Raw genomic sequence first — 16,271 nt, 5'->3', positions numbered from 1 at the left:
TCTCTTTAATCCAGCGCACGCGGTCGATAACGCCTTTAGAGTGACCGTGGGCAGTATCAACAATGATCACATCGACACCGGCTTCGGCCAGCGCAGCAACGCGATCCGGCGTTTCCGGGCCAGTGCCAACGGCTGCACCTACCAACAAGCGGCCATCGCTATCTTTGGCAGCCATCGGATACGTGCGGGCTTTTTCGATGTCTTGGAAAGTTACCAAACCGCGCAGATGAAACTCGTCATCGACGATCAGCATTTTCTCGATGCGGTGTTCGCGCATTTTGGCTTTGCTGGTTTCAAGGTCGGTGCCTTCCTTGACGGTAACCAACCGCTCGCGGGGGGTCATGATGTCCGCTACGCTGTCGCCGTGGTTGGGCTGGAAGCGCATATCACGCTCGGTCACAATACCTACCAGGGTTTCGCCTTCTACGACGGGGAAGCCAGAAAACCCGTTCTCACGCGCCATCGCCAGCAGGTCATCCAGCTTCGCCTTAGGGCTAACGGTGACTGGATCTTTTACAATCACGCTTTCGTGCTTTTTAACCTTACGCACTTCAGCGGCTTGCTGACTCATGGTCATGCTCTTATGGATAATGCCGATGCCGCCTTCCTGAGCCATCGCAATTGCTAGACGCGCTTCGGTAACGGTATCCATTGCAGCGGAAAGCAGCGGGATATTGAGTGAAATATTGCGGGTCAGGCGGGTTTTGAGGCTGACATCCTTGGGCAGAATATCGGAGAAGCCGGGAACGAGGAGTACGTCATCGAACGTAAGTGCTTCTTGGGCCATACGTAGCATAGCGGCAACACCCTGATAGAAGAGGAAGTGGGGCGTGGAAAGTTAATCCCCTATTATAGCGTTTTGAGGGCCTTTCCAGCAATGTGAAGAAGGTTTTCAATCCAGACCAATGGCTAATAAGCTAGGATTCTTGCGAAAACTACCCACTCGCTCACTCTCTTTTTAAGGTTGCTCTATGCCCGATACACCACAAGCGCTTTCTGTTAGTCAGTTGAATCAGCGTGCCAAACAGACCCTTGAGCGCGATGTGGGCGAAGTGTGGGTAGAGGGCGAGCTTTCCAATGTTTCCCGCCCGGCGTCTGGGCATATTTACTTCACCTTGAAGGATGACCGGGCACAAATTCGCTGTGCGCTATTTCGCCAACGGGCGCGTTTTGTATCGGCGCCTATGCGTGATGGCGATCAGGTAAAACTACGCGGCCGGGTCTCGCTGTTCGAACCGCGCGGCGATTATCAGTTGATTGCTGACGCCGTACAGGCGGCGGGCTTGGGGGAACTGCTGGCAGCGTTTGAGCGCCTAAAAGCGCAGTTGGAAGGCGAAGGTGTGTTTGCCAATACGCGCCCCCTGCCCTTTCCTCCCCGCAAAATTTTGATATTGAGTTCCGCCAGCGGCGCAGCCATTCGCGATGTATTGGCGGTACTGGCGGCGCGCTGGCCACTGGCAGATGTCACGCTGATTCCGGTGCCTGTACAAGGCAACGAGGCCGCCCCTGCGATGATTTCGGCACTGGGGTTACTGAACCGACAGGCGCGCTTAGACCCTGACCAGGATGTGGTGCTGATCACCCGCGGCGGCGGTAGCTTAGAAGACCTGTGGGCGTTTAATAACGAGCATCTAGCACGGGCGATTTTTCACTCCCGCTTGCCGGTGATGTCGGCAGTGGGTCACGAAGTGGATGTCACCCTGGCGGATTTCGCCGCCGATATGCGCGCCCCTACCCCATCAGCAGCGGCCGAGCGTTTGGTGCCTGACCAACATGCGCTTAAGCAACAATTAATCCAGGCAGAAAACCGCTTACAGCGTGCCATGCAGGCACGCTTAGAGCGGGATAGCCAACGGCTGGATACCCTGCGCGCCCGCCTTCGCCACCCAGGCGAGCAACTTGAACGTCAACGCCAGCACGTTACCGCCCTTTGTCAACGGCTGCAGCGCGCCATACAGCAAACCGTTCAGCAGCAGCAAGTGCGGGTCACCCAGTTAAGCAAACGCTTAGCCAGCCAAGACATGGTGCGCCTGCACCGAACAGAGCAAGAGCGTGTTAGTCAGCTCCAGCGCCGTTTAGCCAGCGCTATGCAGCGAGCGCTGGAAGTGCGTCAGGCACGCTTGAGTAGCGCCGCCCGTGAACTAAATGCCATCAGCCCACTGGCGGTGTTGGGGCGCGGCTATGCCATTGCCCAGGATGAAAAGGGCCATGTCATTCGCCGGGCAGAGGACACCGCGCCAGGCCAGAAGCTCTCGCTACGGCTGGGAGAAGGCAGGCTAAACGTAGAAGTAAAGCGGCGCTACAAGCAGTAGCGCTCAGCGCATCTCAATATCCAGCTCGGTGATAAAGCGGTCCCGCCGCGAAATTGCCTTACCTGCGTCATCTCCTGACAGCGTGGCACAGGCATTAATCAGGCACTCCATGGCGGCAAAATAAGCCACCATGCTGTTGGAAATAAAGCTGCTTTCATGGGGCACCAGGATAGATACCTGGGCATACTCAACCAGTGCGGAGCTGGCGTAGTCGGTTACGGCCAAGGTTTGAATGCCATGAGCCTGCGCCATCCGGCACACATCCACCACTTGGCGCGTATAGGGCTGGCAACTGGCGGCAATCAGTACGTCACCTTCGGACATCGACGCCAGCCCTTCCGCAACCCCATTGGTAGCGTCGCTAAGCAGCGCTACATCAGGGCGCAACATGCCTAACCCGTAGGCTGAGAAACTGCACAGCGCATGAAACTGACGCACTCCGTACAACCGAACCCTGGGCGCATTGATCACTGTTCGGGCGAAAGTTTCAATATCATCATGCTTCACCCCTTGCAGAAAGCGGTCGATATTGTGCTTATTTTCAGCGCATAGCTGCTCCGCCTGGACATGCAAACTGCGCTTGTCGGCAGCCAACGCGCTGGCAGCATGGTCGCGGTAAAAAGAGGCAGAAGAGGTAAAGCTCGCGCTCAGCAGAACTCTTTGTAGATCGCTGAAACGGGCATAACCGAGAGAGCGTGCCAAACGAGAAATACTCGATGGGTTGACCTCTAGCCGACGAGCTGCCGAAGAAATAGACAGCAGCACCTGATCCCCCTGAAGGTCGATCAGGCGTGCCAGCACTTCTCGCGATTTGGGGCCAAGACGTAGCTCGCTCTCGCCCCGGGCAATGCTAAGCGCCAGTTCACGCAGACCGTCAACGGTTTCCGGGGGCTGGCGCTCAGCTATCGAGTGTTTAGAGGGCGAAGAGTCAACTTGCGAAGAAGAGTTTTCCGTCATAAGCGGGTGGCGCTCCAGGGCGATCATAAAGTTGCCATGCTACACCATCCACTTCAAGACGCATGACCGCCGTGACCAGAGTATTCTCGTGATCAGGGTCGTCAGCACTCAGTCGCAGAATGGGCAGGCCGCTGGCTTGTTGATCATGCAGGATAGCCAGCGGCGCAGTCTCTCCTTCCGCTAGCAGCTGATCTCCACGCTGCTGTCGGTCTCGTGAGGAATCAGTAACCCATTGCGATGCCAGACCACTGGGGTGATACAGCGCATGATTAGCATGCACGCTGGGGGCATTTAGCGCTATCTGGGCAGCATCCCCACCACCAAACTCAATACTCATCACCTCTCGCTGCCCGCATTCGGCAAGCGAAAAATGAAAGCCGCCGCACTCATTGTAATGCTGCAGCAGTGCCACGACACCGGCCACATTGGGTTGGCTTAAAGCCGCCCGGCCTAACACCATTCTTGGCACCCTGGGCGTCACATTGAGCAAGCGCAAATTATTGACCGCCTGCACCCAGCCCTGGCGGGTAAACGCCAGCGTGTGGCCCGGTATCGAGCCGGGATAGCAGAAAGCGGTAAACCCCTCTCCCATTGCTGATGTCACTTCAGCCATAAAACAGTGGCCACGGAAGAATGGCAGGCCATCCTCATTATGCGCCACCAGCGGCGTTTCTCCGGGGAGAACCAAGGTCGTGCAGCCGTCCGGTGCATGGGCCAACAGGTCACCCCGGCAGTTCCAGGCAAATACCGCTTCAATAGGTAGGCTAAGACCTTCCGCAAGCCCCTCTAGCTCTTCCCACACTTGAGGAAAATCACGCTGCGTATTGGCTGCCATGATAGCAACAGCGTTCCGGTGAATCGGGTCGTTAATTTCAGCCCAGATAGCGCTTGGCAGCAAAAAGCGATGCACCGCATCACGCCCTGCGCGCCCAAGGGCAACGCCGATGTCGCGTGGCTGCCCATTGATAATCTGCCAGCCAATAGAGCTCGTTTGTTTAGACATGGCGCAGAAAGTCCTTCATCCGGTCATTAGGCGGGTTATCAATGACATCAACAGGGTTGGCATCAACCGCAATTTTACCGTGTTCCATAAAAATCAAGCGCGTGCCAACCTGTTTGGCGAAGGACATCTCATGGGTCACCACCACCATGGTCATCTGCTCTTCTGCCAATTTCTGCATAACATTCAGTACTTCCTGCTTAAGCTCAGGGTCAAGCGCTGAGGTAGGCTCATCAAACAGCATTACTTTGGGTTTGATCGCCAACGCCCGAGCAATAGCGACCCGCTGCTGCTGCCCACCAGAAAGCTCATGAGGATAGTGTTTCGATTTATCCCCCAGGCCGACTTTTTCCAATAGCCCCTGGGCACTATTATCAGCCGCCTTACGTCCCATTTTGCGCACATGGCGTTGGCCAAAGGCCACATTTTCCAGCGCTGTCATTTGTGGAAATAGGTTGAATTGCTGGAAGACCATGCCCGCTTCCTGGCGAATTTCGCGCAGCGTTTTGTTGCCTCCCTTAACGCTCATGCCATCAACGAGAAGGTCACCCGAGGTGATCATTTCCAGCCCGTTAATACAGCGCAACAAGGTGGATTTTCCAGAACCGGATGGTCCTATGAGCACGACCACTTCGCCACGATTGATATCCAGATCAACCTTATCAAGTACCTTAAGCGGGCCAAAGTGCTTGGACACATTCTTGAATTCTATGATGGCGCTCATAAGATCCTCATCCGCTTCTCAACGATACGCAGCAGCAGCGACAACGTGCCGGTCATAATCAGGTAGAACACGGCAACCGCCGTCCATATTTCGACTGCACGGAAGTTAGCCGCCATGATTTCCTGGCCGGTGCGCGTCAGTTCGCCGACACCGATCACAATAAACAAGGAAGTATCTTTCAGGCTGACAATGCACTGGTTACCCAGCGGTGGAATCAAGCGGCGAAAGGCGAGCGGTCCAACGATATAGACCACCACTTTCCAGCGCGGCAAACCGATAGCACGTCCTGCCTCGGTTAATCCTTTTGAAATCGACAGCACTGCGCCACGCACAATCTCAGCAACGTACGCCCCAGCATTAATGACAATCGCAAGGATTGCTGTCGTCATCGGGTCAATGCGGATATCCACCAGCACCGGCAAGGCGAAATACAGAAACATCACCTGTACAACAATCGGCGTACCTCGAATAATTTCGACGTAGATAAACGCCAGTGTATTGAGGATATAGCCGCCGTAGGCGCGCATCAGGCCAATAACAGCCCCCAGCGTAATACCACCGATCAACCCCGTTACGGTGATATACAGCGTGATTTTTGCGCCATTGAGCAACGCGGGCAAAAACCCTATAACAATCGACCAATCGATATTCATCTAGACTCTCCTGACAATCCAACGTCAGCGGAGGAAGCCCTCCGCTAGTAAATAAAATTTCAGGAGATTATTCGTTGGGCGATTCGCCGAACCACTTCGCATAAATTTCGTCGTAGCGGCCATCTTCCCGCATAGCCGCTAATGCTTGGTTAACTGGCTCGACCAGCTCGCTTCCCTTGGGAAACGCAATGCCATACTCGTGCGCCATCATCTGCTCACCCACGGCTTTTACTTGGCCGTCACCAGCGGTGGCAATGTAGTAGAGAACATTGGGCGTATCATGCATCGCGGCATCAACGCGGCCGGTGCGTAACTCCAGGTAGGCATTGTCGATATTGGGGAACTGGCGTAGCTCGGTGTCGGTGAAGTTTTCCCGTGCATAGTCAGCAGCAGAGGTGCCGGTGCGAACGGCCAGCATTTTACCTGCTAAGTCTTCAGCACTTTCGATATCACTATCAATTGGCACCATGATGCGGAAGCCGCTTTCGTAGTAGCCATCTGAAAAATCAATCACCTCGGCACGGTCTTCACGGATAGTAATCCCCGCCAGGGCAACATCTAACTGGCCAGTCTGCAGGCCGGGAATAATGCCATTGAAATCCATTGGCCTTAGTTCGAACTCCAGCTCAAGCTCTTCGGCAATCATTGTCCACATATCGATATCAAAACCGACATATTCACCGTCTTGAGCAAACTCAAAGGGCACAAAGGCAGTATCAGTGGCAACCACTAGCTTGTCTGCGGCGGCAGTCGCTGCAGTGAGAGAAAATGCAGTAGCAGCCATTAACGTGGTTAGTGTTTTCATGGAGAAGTCCTCGTGACGTCGATGTTATTGGTTATGTGTGAGTGACGTAGCGTGTAGATAACGGTGTTGTTATTGGTTTGGTTTAGATGGGCTTGGATTGGCTTTGCTGGTTTTATCTACAAGCATATCTGCAAATATAATTGCACAAATACATAAAATGACCAAATATTTTCATTTATTTTTTACACGCATACGAAACCGGGTGTCGCAAAGACACCCGGCTCATCTAGATATTTCTCTTTAAGTAAGCGTTTTTAGGCTAGATTTTTCACCAACACCTTGGATTTTCGGGCGTGGTTGTAGGCTTCGCGTTTTAGCGGCGGCAGATCATCTAAGCTTGCAGCACGGAAGCCGTGTTCGACAAACCAGTGAGCCGTGTGGGTAGTTAACACAAACATTTCGGAAAGCCCACGCTGCCGGGCGCGGCGTTCTAACGCTTCCACTAAGCGCTCGCCGCGCTCACCGCCGCGATAGTTACCGTGCACCGCGACACAGGCCATTTCCCCCACCGTGGTGTCTGGAAAAACATGCAATGCTGCACAGCCAATCACCATGCCATCACGTTCGATGACCATGTAGTCGTCGATTTCGTGCTCTAGGCGTTCCCGCGAACGAGCCACCAACATGCCACGTCGCTCCAGTGGCTCCAGCAGCTCTAGCAGGCCAGCGACGTCGTTCAACGTGGCTGGGCGCAGTTGCTCGTAGCGGTGTTGGGTGATCATGGTGCCAACGCCGTCACGGGTGAACAGTTCCCCTAACAGCGCATCGTGGTTGCGCCAGGAAAGCAGGTGGGTGCGCGCCACCCCTTCTCTGGCGGCGGTGCAGGCGGCGTTCAAGTGGCGTGCCAGCTCACTGCCCGGTAACGCCTGTTGCAGGCGCGGCTCGGCCTCTGCCGGGGAAAGCTGGCGCAATAGTGCACCGTGTTCGTCTTCAAGCCCTTCCGACTCGCCTAATAGAATCAGCTTATCCGCTTTCAGCGCGACGGCAGCCTGTTGTGCGACTTCCGAGGCATCTAAATCAAACACTTCACCTGTGCTGGAGAAGCCCAGCGGCGGCAGCAGCACCAGTGAGCCTTTTTCCAACAGCCCTTCAATAGCGCTCGAACGCACTCGGCGGACTTCACCACTGTGATCAAAATCGATGCCTTCACGCACCCCTAATGGCTTAGCGGTCACCAAGTTACCGGAAATCACGCTAAGCTCTACACCGTGTAGCGGCGTGCTAGGCAGCCCCAAGGAAAGACGAGCTTCTAGCCATAAGCGCTGGTGTGCGGCCACCTGTTCCACGTGAGCCATCACCGCTCGATCAGCTACCCAGCGACCATCCACCCGTGTTGGCTCGACACCGGCAGCCGTCAATGCGTCATGCACTTGTGGGCGAATACCAAACACCACAACTAGCCGCACCCCCAGGGTGTGTAGCAGCGCTAAATCTTGAATCAGTTGCTCTCCTCGGCCAGACGCCATGGCTTCGCCCTCAATTAAGATGACAAAGGTTCGTCCCCGGTGCGCATTAATGTAGGGCGAAGCATTACGAAACCAATCAACAAAAGGGAAGCGTGTGTCCAAGGGCCGCTCTCCGGCAGCAGGTGAATGAAAGTATCAGCGTTTACTTTAACAGAGCATAAAAAACAGCGGCACCTTCTTGTGTAAAAGAAGATGCCGCTGTGCGTTTGGCCAAGCAGTCACGTATAGGGCGGAGTTACCCCTTGCTGTTAACCAAACATGCCTTTGAACATAAAGAAGAACAGAATAGCCAAACCAGCCCCGGCAGGTAGCGTAATCAGCCAGGACATGGCGATGGTGCCAATAACACGCAGGTTAAGCGCCGCCATACCCCGGGCAAGCCCTACGCCTAATATCGCCCCCACCAGTGTGTGGGTGGTTGAAATTGGCAGACCCGTGCCGGAAGCTAATACCACTGTGGTCGCGGCTGCCAGCGTGGCAGCAAAGCCACGGCTGGGAGTGAGTTCAGTAATACCGGTTCCCACGGTGGCAATGACTTTGTGGCCGTAAGTTACTAAGCCCACCACGATGCCAGCACCGCCCAGTACCAATACCCACCAGGGCACCAACGCAGAGCCTTCAATTTGGCCGCCAGTTTGTACCACGCTAATGACCGCCGCTAGCGGGCCAACCGCGTTCGCAACGTCGTTAGAGCCGTGAGCAAACGCCATGGCGCACGCAGTAAAGATCATTAATACGCCGAAGACCCGCTCAACATTGGCGTATCCAAAGTGATCGTTGGCATTTTTCTCAAACTTGATACGACGCTGCATCAACAGGCCTACACCCATGATCACAAGTCCTAACAAGATAGACAGCAGCAGGCTTTGACTAAAGGTCAGGTCTAGCCCAACGTGAGACAGACCTTTGGTTAGCGTGACCATCGCCACAATAAAACCAACCAAAAATACGTAGCCCGGCACATAGCGTTTGGCAGCCATAAAGGGATTATCATTTTCAAAAATCAGGTGGTGCACTGATTTGAACAGCACGAAGCCGATAGTACCCGCTAAAAGAGGAGAAACGACCCAGCTTGCTGCAATGGTGCCAACAGCGCCCCAATCAACCGTAGAGGCACCCAATCCCGCTACGGCAAAGCCCACAATGGCGCCTACAATGGAATGCGTCGTGGAAACCGGCCAACCTTTCATCGATGCTGCCAGTAACCAAGTACCCGCTGCTAGCAGCGCTGATAACATACCGTACACTAGTAACTGTGGATCTTCCTGGAGCAATTCTGGGTCAATAATGCCTTTACGAATGGTGTTGGTCACCTCACCACCCGCCAGCCATGCGCCTAAAAATTCAAAGACTACCGCAATCAAAATTGCTTGTTTGATGGTGATCGCTTTCGACCCCACCGAGGTCCCCATCGCATTGGCAACATCATTCGCGCCAACGCCCCAAGCCATAAAAAAGCCAAACAAACAGGCCAGGATGATAAAAATTTCACCGTGCTGGGCAATAATCTGCATGGGTACCCCTTAGCGTGCGGTCAAAATCTGTAGGCGGCTGCCCACGCGTTCAGCGCGATCAGAAACTTCACCGACCCACTCAATGATTTTGTAAAGGAAAATCACATCAACAGGCGGAAGTTGGCTTTCAAGCTCAAACAGTTGGCGACGTATCGCGATCTGCTGGCTGTCGGCTTGGTGCTCAAGTGTGTGCAGCTCACGGATCATATTCTGGATAACATCGGAAACATTGCGTCCAAAACCGGACTCAAGCAGCTCTTTCAGCTCTTCAAGCGCTTGGCGAGCCTGGGACACACACGCCACGCTGGTACGCATATAATCGCGCATGGGATCGGCCAGCTCATTGGGCACACGCATTTTACGCCCCAGCATAATGCCGGTAATGTCGCGCACCTTGTTGGCGATTTTATCCTGCACGCTGATAAGGTCGAGCAAGTCGGACCGCGAGACGGGAAGGAACATCGTATTGGGCAGGTTAAGCCGAAGCTCTGTTTTCAACGTGTCGGCGTCATGCTCTAAGCGGGTAACGTTTTCACGCAGTACAGCTGCGGTATCCCAATCACCGGCAAGCGATGCTTCGAAGAACGGCAACAGTTGGTCGGCACATTCATTGGCCTTGACGATGTGGGCCAGCAGCGGCTGGAATGGCGAGCGGCCAAACATCGCGGAAAAAGGGTTGGAGGTAACCATATAGCCTTTAGCCTGTTTTCGGGGAGCCTGGAAATGGCGGCGCCAGTATAAAGAGTGCGCTCGCCGCCGTCATGAAAAGTTCACAATGTCATGAAAAATTAATTGAAACGTCACAATACAAAGGTGGCTAATGTCATGAAAAATTCAACATCTACTGCTGATTCTGTTTCAGCGCCTACCGAAATAGAGCTTAAACTCGCCCTTGCGCCAGCTCAACTAAACACGCTGCTGTGCCACGCAGCACTAGCCGAAACACCCCAACGTCAACATCTGTCGAACACCTATTTCGATACCCCTGCGGGAGATATGGCGAATGCACGGATTGCCGTGCGCTTACGCCAAGTTGATGATCGCGTGCTGCAAACGGTGAAAACCGCCGGCCATGGTGGTGGCGGCCTTTCTACCCGACAAGAGTGGGAGTGGCAAGTTCCTAGCCCACAGCTTGACCAGCATGGCTTGGCTGCCCTTCCGCCGTTCAAAGGTTCACTAGGCACCGTCATTTCCGCGCTACAACCTGCGCTGCGCACCGACTTTACCCGGCGCAGCTGGCAAATCGACTGGCAGGGCAGCCATATCGAGCTAGTGTTGGACGAAGGAGAGATTGTCAGCGGTGGTGCTCAAGCGGCTATTTGCGAGGTCGAGCTGGAACTCAAAGCGGGTGAACCAGAGGCGCTTTGGGCGCTAGCATTAACGCTCGCGGAAAGCGTACCGCTGCGCCCTTCTGATACCAGCAAAGCCGCTCGCGGCAATGCGCTAGGCGTGCAGCAGTGGGCACTACCTGACGCTGACGCACCGGCTGAGTGGCTACACAGAGCCACAGTGGCGCTGGACGCCTACCACGACAGTGGTCTTGCGGAACACTTAACTATCGCACAGCAGGCATTAGCCACACTGGCGACCCATCCGCAGTTGGATGAAGGTACCCGCCGTAACGCTCAGACGCTGACCACAGCACTGACTGATAATGGCCACCCAACGCCCGCTTATGGCGCTGCTGCGTTAACCCTGGCGCATCGCTTCGCCTATCAAACCACGCTACGCTAGAAACATTCAGCCCACTTCAGGATGTCGCGATGAGTTTTCAATTAACTCCCGGTGCAGAAGGACTGCGCACACGGCTTTTTCATATTATTTTCGAGTCCGATACGCCGGGAGCCAAAGGGTTTGATATTGCGCTGATTATCGCCATTCTAATCAGCGTGGCGGTCATCTTGCTGGACAGCGTAGATAGTTATTCCGAACGCTACGGGCACATTTTTTACTATGCAGAGTGGCTATTTACGCTACTTTTCAGCATTGAACTGGCGGTGCGGATTTACTGTTTAGAGCGACCAACGATTTACCTCAAAAGCTTCTACGGTATTGTCGATGTGATCGCGATTATCCCAGCCTGGTTAGTCCTGCTGATGCCTGGTGCCCACGGACTCGTCATTGTTCGGGTGCTGCGGGTGCTACGCATTTTCCGGATTTTGAGATTGATGGAGTTTATCGGCGAGGGGCGTTTACTGCTCGATGCGCTTAAACGCAGCCTTCGTCAAATCCTGCTGTTTTTTAGCAGCATCATGATGGTCGTCATACTGTTTGCTGCGCTGATGTACACCATCGAGTCACCAGAAGCCGGTTTTACCAGCATTCCTATGTCGATGTATTGGGCGATCGTGAGTATGACCACGGTGGGCTACGGCGATATTGTCCCCGCCACGTCGATAGGCAAAGCGATCACGATGATTCTGATGCTGTTGGGCTATTCGATTATTGCCGTGCCTACCGGGGTATTTTCCGCCCAGGTAATCCGCTCTATTCGCGAAGACCGTTATTCAGAAGAAGCCTGCCCCGGCTGTGGCCATGACCGCCATGAAAAGCGCGCTCGTTACTGCCTGCGCTGTGGCACCTGGCTGGATGAAGACAGCGAAGACCCGCGTAAGAAAGCAGCAGATCAAAAAGAAAAAGATAGCCACGGGGGAGACGAAGACACAAACACGCCCCAGGACAGCTAACCAAAATAGCCAAACCCAGGGCGCGCAGTAATTCATTTAGGAAGATTATGTGATTGCTAGGCCGCTACGTTGATCAATCGGTGCTCAGGTCGGCCTCGATAATAAACAAGCGGCCGCCATCCACAGTGTTGGCGTCCAGCATCTTCTGCTCGAGTTGACCATCGGTGGACCAGGTGGCGAAATCATCGTCGTTCAGTACCCCCAGGCGTTGGTCATCAATCACCCATAGACCTTCCATTTTATCGTGGGGATAGTTGACTTCCGCCACCATATCCACCACCAGAGACTTGCTCACTGGCTCAATTCCAGCGCTGGCCAGAGCGCCCCACCCCTGCTCTAGAACCACTTCTTCCAAGGTTTTGCCTGCCAAGGTTAGACCCAGCTCGGCATCCTGTTTCAGGTCGCCGTTGGCTGAGACCGCTTCAAGATTGGTGCCCGAGGCAAGGTCAATGCGATAAACCTGCTTCTGAGCATCGGGCGCCGCAGCCTCATCACCGTCGGGGCCACCGCTCAGAAAGCGGCCATCTCGTTCAAGCACCAAAAACTCAGTGGCGCTCAGGGCAACAAGCTCTGAGTTGGAATTCTGATTTTGCTCTTGGCGGTAGAGGTACTGTCCAGTCTCGCCCGAGTCCAGGTTCACCGTGACGATGCGGGTGATATCCAGGTCTTTCACCGTACTGCCCGGGTTGTACAGTGTGGACTGCATAATACCTACCAGCGTTTTCTCATCCGGCGTGATAGCCAGCCCTTCCATACCTCGGTTGGCACGCCGATTGGCAAACTCTGCTGGCAGGTTCATCTCGACCCGGTCATCGTCGGCAAAGGGGTTGATTCGACCGATTTCACGACCTTCGGCATCGAAGTGGACCATGTGCGGACCGTACTCATCACTAACCCAGAAGGTGCCGTCCGATAGCGCCACCAGCCCTTCGCCATCCAGACCATAATCATCCAAGCGGATCGGATTAGTAACTTCATTATAGGGCTGGCTATCGTCTACTAAGATCGGCTGGCCATTGGCATGGTAAGGGGTTTCACCTGTTCCACCGAGTGCCAAGCTGTTAGGCAGACCACTGATCTCGGTTCCGTCGGGGCGCTTGAGTAGAATGGTAGTAACCTGTTCGATCACACCGTTCGTTTGAAGCTCAAACAGGCCGATACGGGGCGTATAGTCCGGTGTCGGAAATATTTTCCCCTTGCCATAGTCACCAACAAAATTGGCATTGGGGCCGCGGTCAGTCAATGCATAGAAGCGCGTTGAATCCGTGGGATGAGCGGTCATTGCCGACCCAAAACCGCCATTACGGATCTCAAAAGCCTGCTGAGATTTGCCATCTATTAGATCATCCCGTAATACGCTGTGGGGAAGAAACACACCAGCGGCGGGGAAGCTGTCGAACACGGAGGCATTGGTATCATCAGCGTTAGCGTTATCACCGCAGCCCACCAGCAGGGAGGACGTCAGTAAGGATGCCATAAAAAGCTTATGACGGTTCATTGGTTGGTTTCCTTATTGAATACAGGTTGACGCCCGTTGGCGTCTCAGCCGCCTCCACAGGCACAATTTCCACCGTGACCCAGGGCAAGGCAAGTTACGAAAAGTCTAGTGGCAGGAATATCTAATGGGGGTGGAGCCGTCACGGCTGTCTTAATGAAACGTGCTCACACCGACAAGGTTCGATTTGTTATGGCATATCGCTATTGTTCACGGCCACCACGATAATTTAGTGACAACCAATGACAGGTGAATGACATGTTAGTGACTAGCGGCACAGGGACAACTTGCGGGGCTAATAAGGAAAACGCCCTGGCTATTAACCAGGGCGTCTCCTCTATAGTAACGGCACGATGGAAGTGGTTACATTTTATTCGCTTTCAAACGGTGCTTCCCACGCGTTAAGCTCCGCGTCGCTCCAGCTTCCGTAACTGGCATTGGGGAAAACAATCCAGTCTTGACCAAAGCGCTCAGCGTGGTCGTTAACCAGGTCGCGCTGCTCTTCAAGACTTGCGTCGACAAAATCACCCGAGAAGTCATGCAGCGTATCGCCCAACTGCATCACCAACGTATGACTGTCTTCGACGATAGCGCGACGCTCGGTCTTGGGTGGGCCAAGTAGCATGACGCGCTCGTCAGATACCTGGGGAAGCTCTAATGCTTCCATAGTGGCCAGCGTATCCGCTTTATTTTCCTGGTAGCGATCCGACACATAGTAGATCGACACACCTTGCTCATCGGCAAATTCGAGAAAGTCTTTCGCGCCTGGGATCAAACGTGGCTCGCCCTCGCGCTCCCAATGCAACCAAGTATCCCAAGTAGTGAAGTCGTGGCAGGCCTGCATATCGCGCACTAGCAAAGCGCTATTATCGATGAGCGTCTCATCCACATCGGTAATGATGGCCAAATCGGCACCCTCACCATGCGCCTCAATTTGTTTTTCCAAGCGATAGGTCGCCAGCTCAAAGCCTTGGCGCTGTAAAGCAGTTATTTCTGCGGATTGCTGTTGGTAACGAAGCCCCATGGCGTACTCAACTTGATCACAAGCGCTAGCGTCGTCGGCTACTGCGTTCCCTGATAAAGGAAGTAGCGCCAAGCTTGCAAATGCGGTTGCAGTGGCAGCGTTGCGGTATCGAGATATCGTCATTAAGCAATCTCCTGTCAGTGATGGTTATCAGGTTAAGAGGGGAATCCCACACCACCCATCATTATTAATTATCAATAATAAGCATAATCATCATAATTTATTTTTATTGATCATTCAAATAAGAAAGATAGCGCGCTAAATGAATAAGTTGCGCATGCCTTGTTTAACGATTTTGTGGATTTTAGGTGATGGAGAGACAGGCGGGACGACAGCAACCCCCTCGTGACTTGTCACCAGGAGGTTGCCAATATCAACTAGAGAATGGTGTTAACTCGTAAACGGCGTAATATCGCCGCGCCCTTCCCGCACAATTTTGGGCGGCAGCTCGCGTAGGTCAATCACACTGGTGGGGTCAAGGTGGCAAGCACCGCCATCGATAATGGCATCAAGGTGTGACCCGAAGCGGTCGCGAATCTCCTCAGGATCGCTCATTGGCAGGGTATCTCCTACCGGAATCAAGGTGACGCTCATCAACGGCTCACCCAACGCATCAAGCAGCGCGTGGGTAATGTGGTGATCAGGCACACGCACGCCAATGGAGCGGCGCTTCGGGTGCAGCAACAGGCGCGGAACCTCTGTGGTGGCATCCAAAATAAAGGTGTATGGGCCAGGGGTATGAGCCTTCAGCAGCCGAAACACTGCGTTATCCACTTTCGCGTAAGTGCCAATCTCGGAAAGATCCGAACACATCAGCGTGAAATTGTGCTTATCGTCTAACGAGCGCAGCCATTTGATCTTCTCAATGGCTTTTTTTTCACCCAAGTGGCAACCCAGTGCATAGCCCGAATCCGTCGGATACGCGACCACACCACCTTTGCGGATAATATCTATCGCTTGATCAATCAAGCGTTTCTGCGGGTTTTCGGGGTGAATCTGGAAATATTGACTCATCGCTTGCTCCTGCCCTTGGGCATATCGTTGTCCATTTAGTTTCTAGGTTAGCCGATATGCGGTTTAAGACCCAGGACCTAACATACCACTGGGCGCATCGCGCAAATGAACTAAGCGCGGATGCTGCCAAATCGGCGGCGCAGCAGTGCGAGGTATTAAGCTCATACTGCCGGGGGCGGCGTGGCTGCCAGGAAAATGAAAATCGCTGCCCATGGAGGCGTATAAATCGCGCTCCACTAATTGCCGAGCGAGATCGCGAGTGCTGTCTGGATTCTGCTGACCACTCACTAGCTCAACGCTCTGCCCACCGGCGGCTTGAAAGGTATCCATCAGCAAACCTCGCTTGCGCCGGGTAAGCCCATAGCGCAGCGGATGCGCCAGCACTGCCACACCGCCTGAGGCCACTACCCAGGCGACTGCATCACTGATTTCCGGCCAATGAGCTTTTACATCGCCTTTTTTACCACTGCCTAAATAGCGCTTAAACGCGCCGGCCCAGTCATCAACTACTCCTTCAGCGACCAGCGCGCGGGCAAAGTCGGGCCTGCCTAAGGGGCGGTCGCTGCCTGCCTGAGCGCGTGCCTTTTCGAGCGCGTCAGGTAAGCCCATTTTTTCCAGCC

Annotated in this window: 15 protein-coding genes and 1 pseudogene; 3 read left to right on the top strand and 13 right to left on the bottom strand. The window is 54.1% G+C overall.

Annotated features, from left to right (window positions below; genetic code table 11):
- Positions 1 to 796 (bottom strand): IMP dehydrogenase (gene guaB / locus INT22_RS21385; RefSeq protein WP_226912857.1); only part of this gene is annotated, 796 nt, incomplete at its 3' end.
- Between the two features lie 175 nt (positions 797 to 971).
- On the opposite strand from guaB, the gene xseA reads away from it, so the two are divergent.
- The gene (gene xseA, locus INT22_RS17495) at positions 972 to 2,312 is read left to right on the top strand and encodes an exodeoxyribonuclease VII large subunit (protein WP_193061484.1); all 1,341 of its coding nucleotides are present in this window, start codon (positions 972 to 974) and stop codon (positions 2,310 to 2,312) included.
- Positions 2,313 to 2,315: 3 nt separating this feature from the next.
- On the opposite strand, the gene INT22_RS17490 is transcribed toward xseA, so the two are convergent.
- The 8 genes from INT22_RS17490 to INT22_RS17455 form a co-directional block, all read right to left on the bottom strand.
- Complete coding sequence (locus tag INT22_RS17490) at positions 2,316 to 3,269, bottom strand: MurR/RpiR family transcriptional regulator (RefSeq protein WP_193061485.1); 954 nt, start codon at positions 3,267 to 3,269, stop codon at positions 2,316 to 2,318.
- A complete protein-coding gene (locus INT22_RS17485) occupies positions 3,241 to 4,272 on the bottom strand; it encodes a C45 family autoproteolytic acyltransferase/hydolase (RefSeq protein WP_193061486.1) in 1,032 nt (343 codons plus the stop codon). Before INT22_RS17485 ends, INT22_RS17490 begins: the two co-directional genes overlap by 29 nt.
- Positions 4,265 to 4,993: a glutamine ABC transporter ATP-binding protein GlnQ gene (gene glnQ / locus INT22_RS17480; protein WP_193061487.1), complete on the bottom strand. Its 729-nt coding sequence runs from the start codon at positions 4,991 to 4,993 to the stop codon at positions 4,265 to 4,267. The genes INT22_RS17485 and glnQ overlap by 8 nt, the downstream gene beginning before the upstream one ends.
- Positions 4,990 to 5,646: a glutamine ABC transporter permease GlnP gene (glnP, locus tag INT22_RS17475; RefSeq protein WP_193061488.1), complete on the bottom strand. Its 657-nt coding sequence runs from the start codon at positions 5,644 to 5,646 to the stop codon at positions 4,990 to 4,992. Before glnP ends, glnQ begins: the two co-directional genes overlap by 4 nt.
- 67 nt (positions 5,647 to 5,713) lie before the next feature.
- The gene (gene glnH, locus INT22_RS17470; protein WP_193061489.1) at positions 5,714 to 6,451 is read right to left on the bottom strand and encodes a glutamine ABC transporter substrate-binding protein GlnH; all 738 of its coding nucleotides are present in this window, start codon (positions 6,449 to 6,451) and stop codon (positions 5,714 to 5,716) included.
- 254 nt (positions 6,452 to 6,705) lie between these two features.
- The gene (gene argA / locus INT22_RS17465; RefSeq protein ID WP_193061490.1) at positions 6,706 to 8,019 is read right to left on the bottom strand and encodes an amino-acid N-acetyltransferase; all 1,314 of its coding nucleotides are present in this window, start codon (positions 8,017 to 8,019) and stop codon (positions 6,706 to 6,708) included.
- A gap of 146 nt (positions 8,020 to 8,165) precedes the next feature.
- Positions 8,166 to 9,431 carry an inorganic phosphate transporter gene (locus tag INT22_RS17460; RefSeq protein WP_193061491.1) on the bottom strand — a complete coding sequence of 422 codons (1,266 nt, stop codon included), beginning with the start codon at positions 9,429 to 9,431 and terminating at the stop codon, positions 8,166 to 8,168.
- A gap of 9 nt (positions 9,432 to 9,440) precedes the next feature.
- Positions 9,441 to 10,121 carry a TIGR00153 family protein gene (locus INT22_RS17455; protein WP_089039040.1) on the bottom strand — a complete coding sequence of 227 codons (681 nt, stop codon included), beginning with the start codon at positions 10,119 to 10,121 and terminating at the stop codon, positions 9,441 to 9,443.
- 135 nt (positions 10,122 to 10,256) lie between these two features.
- Here INT22_RS17455 and INT22_RS17450 point away from each other — a divergent pair, with 135 nt between their 5' ends.
- Together INT22_RS17450 and INT22_RS17445 are read left to right on the top strand one after the other, a co-directional pair.
- Entirely contained in the window at positions 10,257 to 11,165 is a 909-nt protein-coding gene (locus INT22_RS17450) for a CYTH domain-containing protein (protein ID WP_193061492.1), read from the top strand.
- Between the two features lie 29 nt (positions 11,166 to 11,194).
- Positions 11,195 to 12,118, top strand: a complete 924-nt coding sequence (locus INT22_RS17445) for an ion transporter (protein ID WP_193061493.1) — start codon at positions 11,195 to 11,197, stop codon at positions 12,116 to 12,118.
- Positions 12,119 to 12,191: 73 nt separating this feature from the next.
- On the opposite strand, the gene INT22_RS17440 is transcribed toward INT22_RS17445, so the two are convergent.
- From INT22_RS17440 to INT22_RS21380, 4 genes and pseudogenes are all read right to left on the bottom strand, one after another.
- The gene (locus INT22_RS17440; RefSeq protein ID WP_193068649.1) at positions 12,192 to 13,616 is read right to left on the bottom strand and encodes an esterase-like activity of phytase family protein; all 1,425 of its coding nucleotides are present in this window, start codon (positions 13,614 to 13,616) and stop codon (positions 12,192 to 12,194) included.
- A 367-nt stretch (positions 13,617 to 13,983) separates the two neighbouring features.
- Complete coding sequence (locus tag INT22_RS17435; RefSeq protein WP_089039044.1) at positions 13,984 to 14,760, bottom strand: 5'-nucleotidase, lipoprotein e(P4) family; 777 nt, start codon at positions 14,758 to 14,760, stop codon at positions 13,984 to 13,986.
- A gap of 267 nt (positions 14,761 to 15,027) precedes the next feature.
- Positions 15,028 to 15,651 carry an L-threonylcarbamoyladenylate synthase gene (locus tag INT22_RS17430; protein WP_193061495.1) on the bottom strand — a complete coding sequence of 208 codons (624 nt, stop codon included), beginning with the start codon at positions 15,649 to 15,651 and terminating at the stop codon, positions 15,028 to 15,030.
- 63 nt (positions 15,652 to 15,714) lie between these two features.
- A pseudogene (locus tag INT22_RS21380) lies at positions 15,715 to 16,271 on the bottom strand (PHP domain-containing protein); the annotation flags it as partial.

The organism is Halomonas sp. 3D7M, assembly GCF_014897885.1.
GTDB lineage: Bacteria > Pseudomonadota > Gammaproteobacteria > Pseudomonadales > Halomonadaceae > Vreelandella.
Note: the sequence above shows the minus strand (reverse complement) of the source record. Positions and strands in the feature narration are given on the sequence as shown.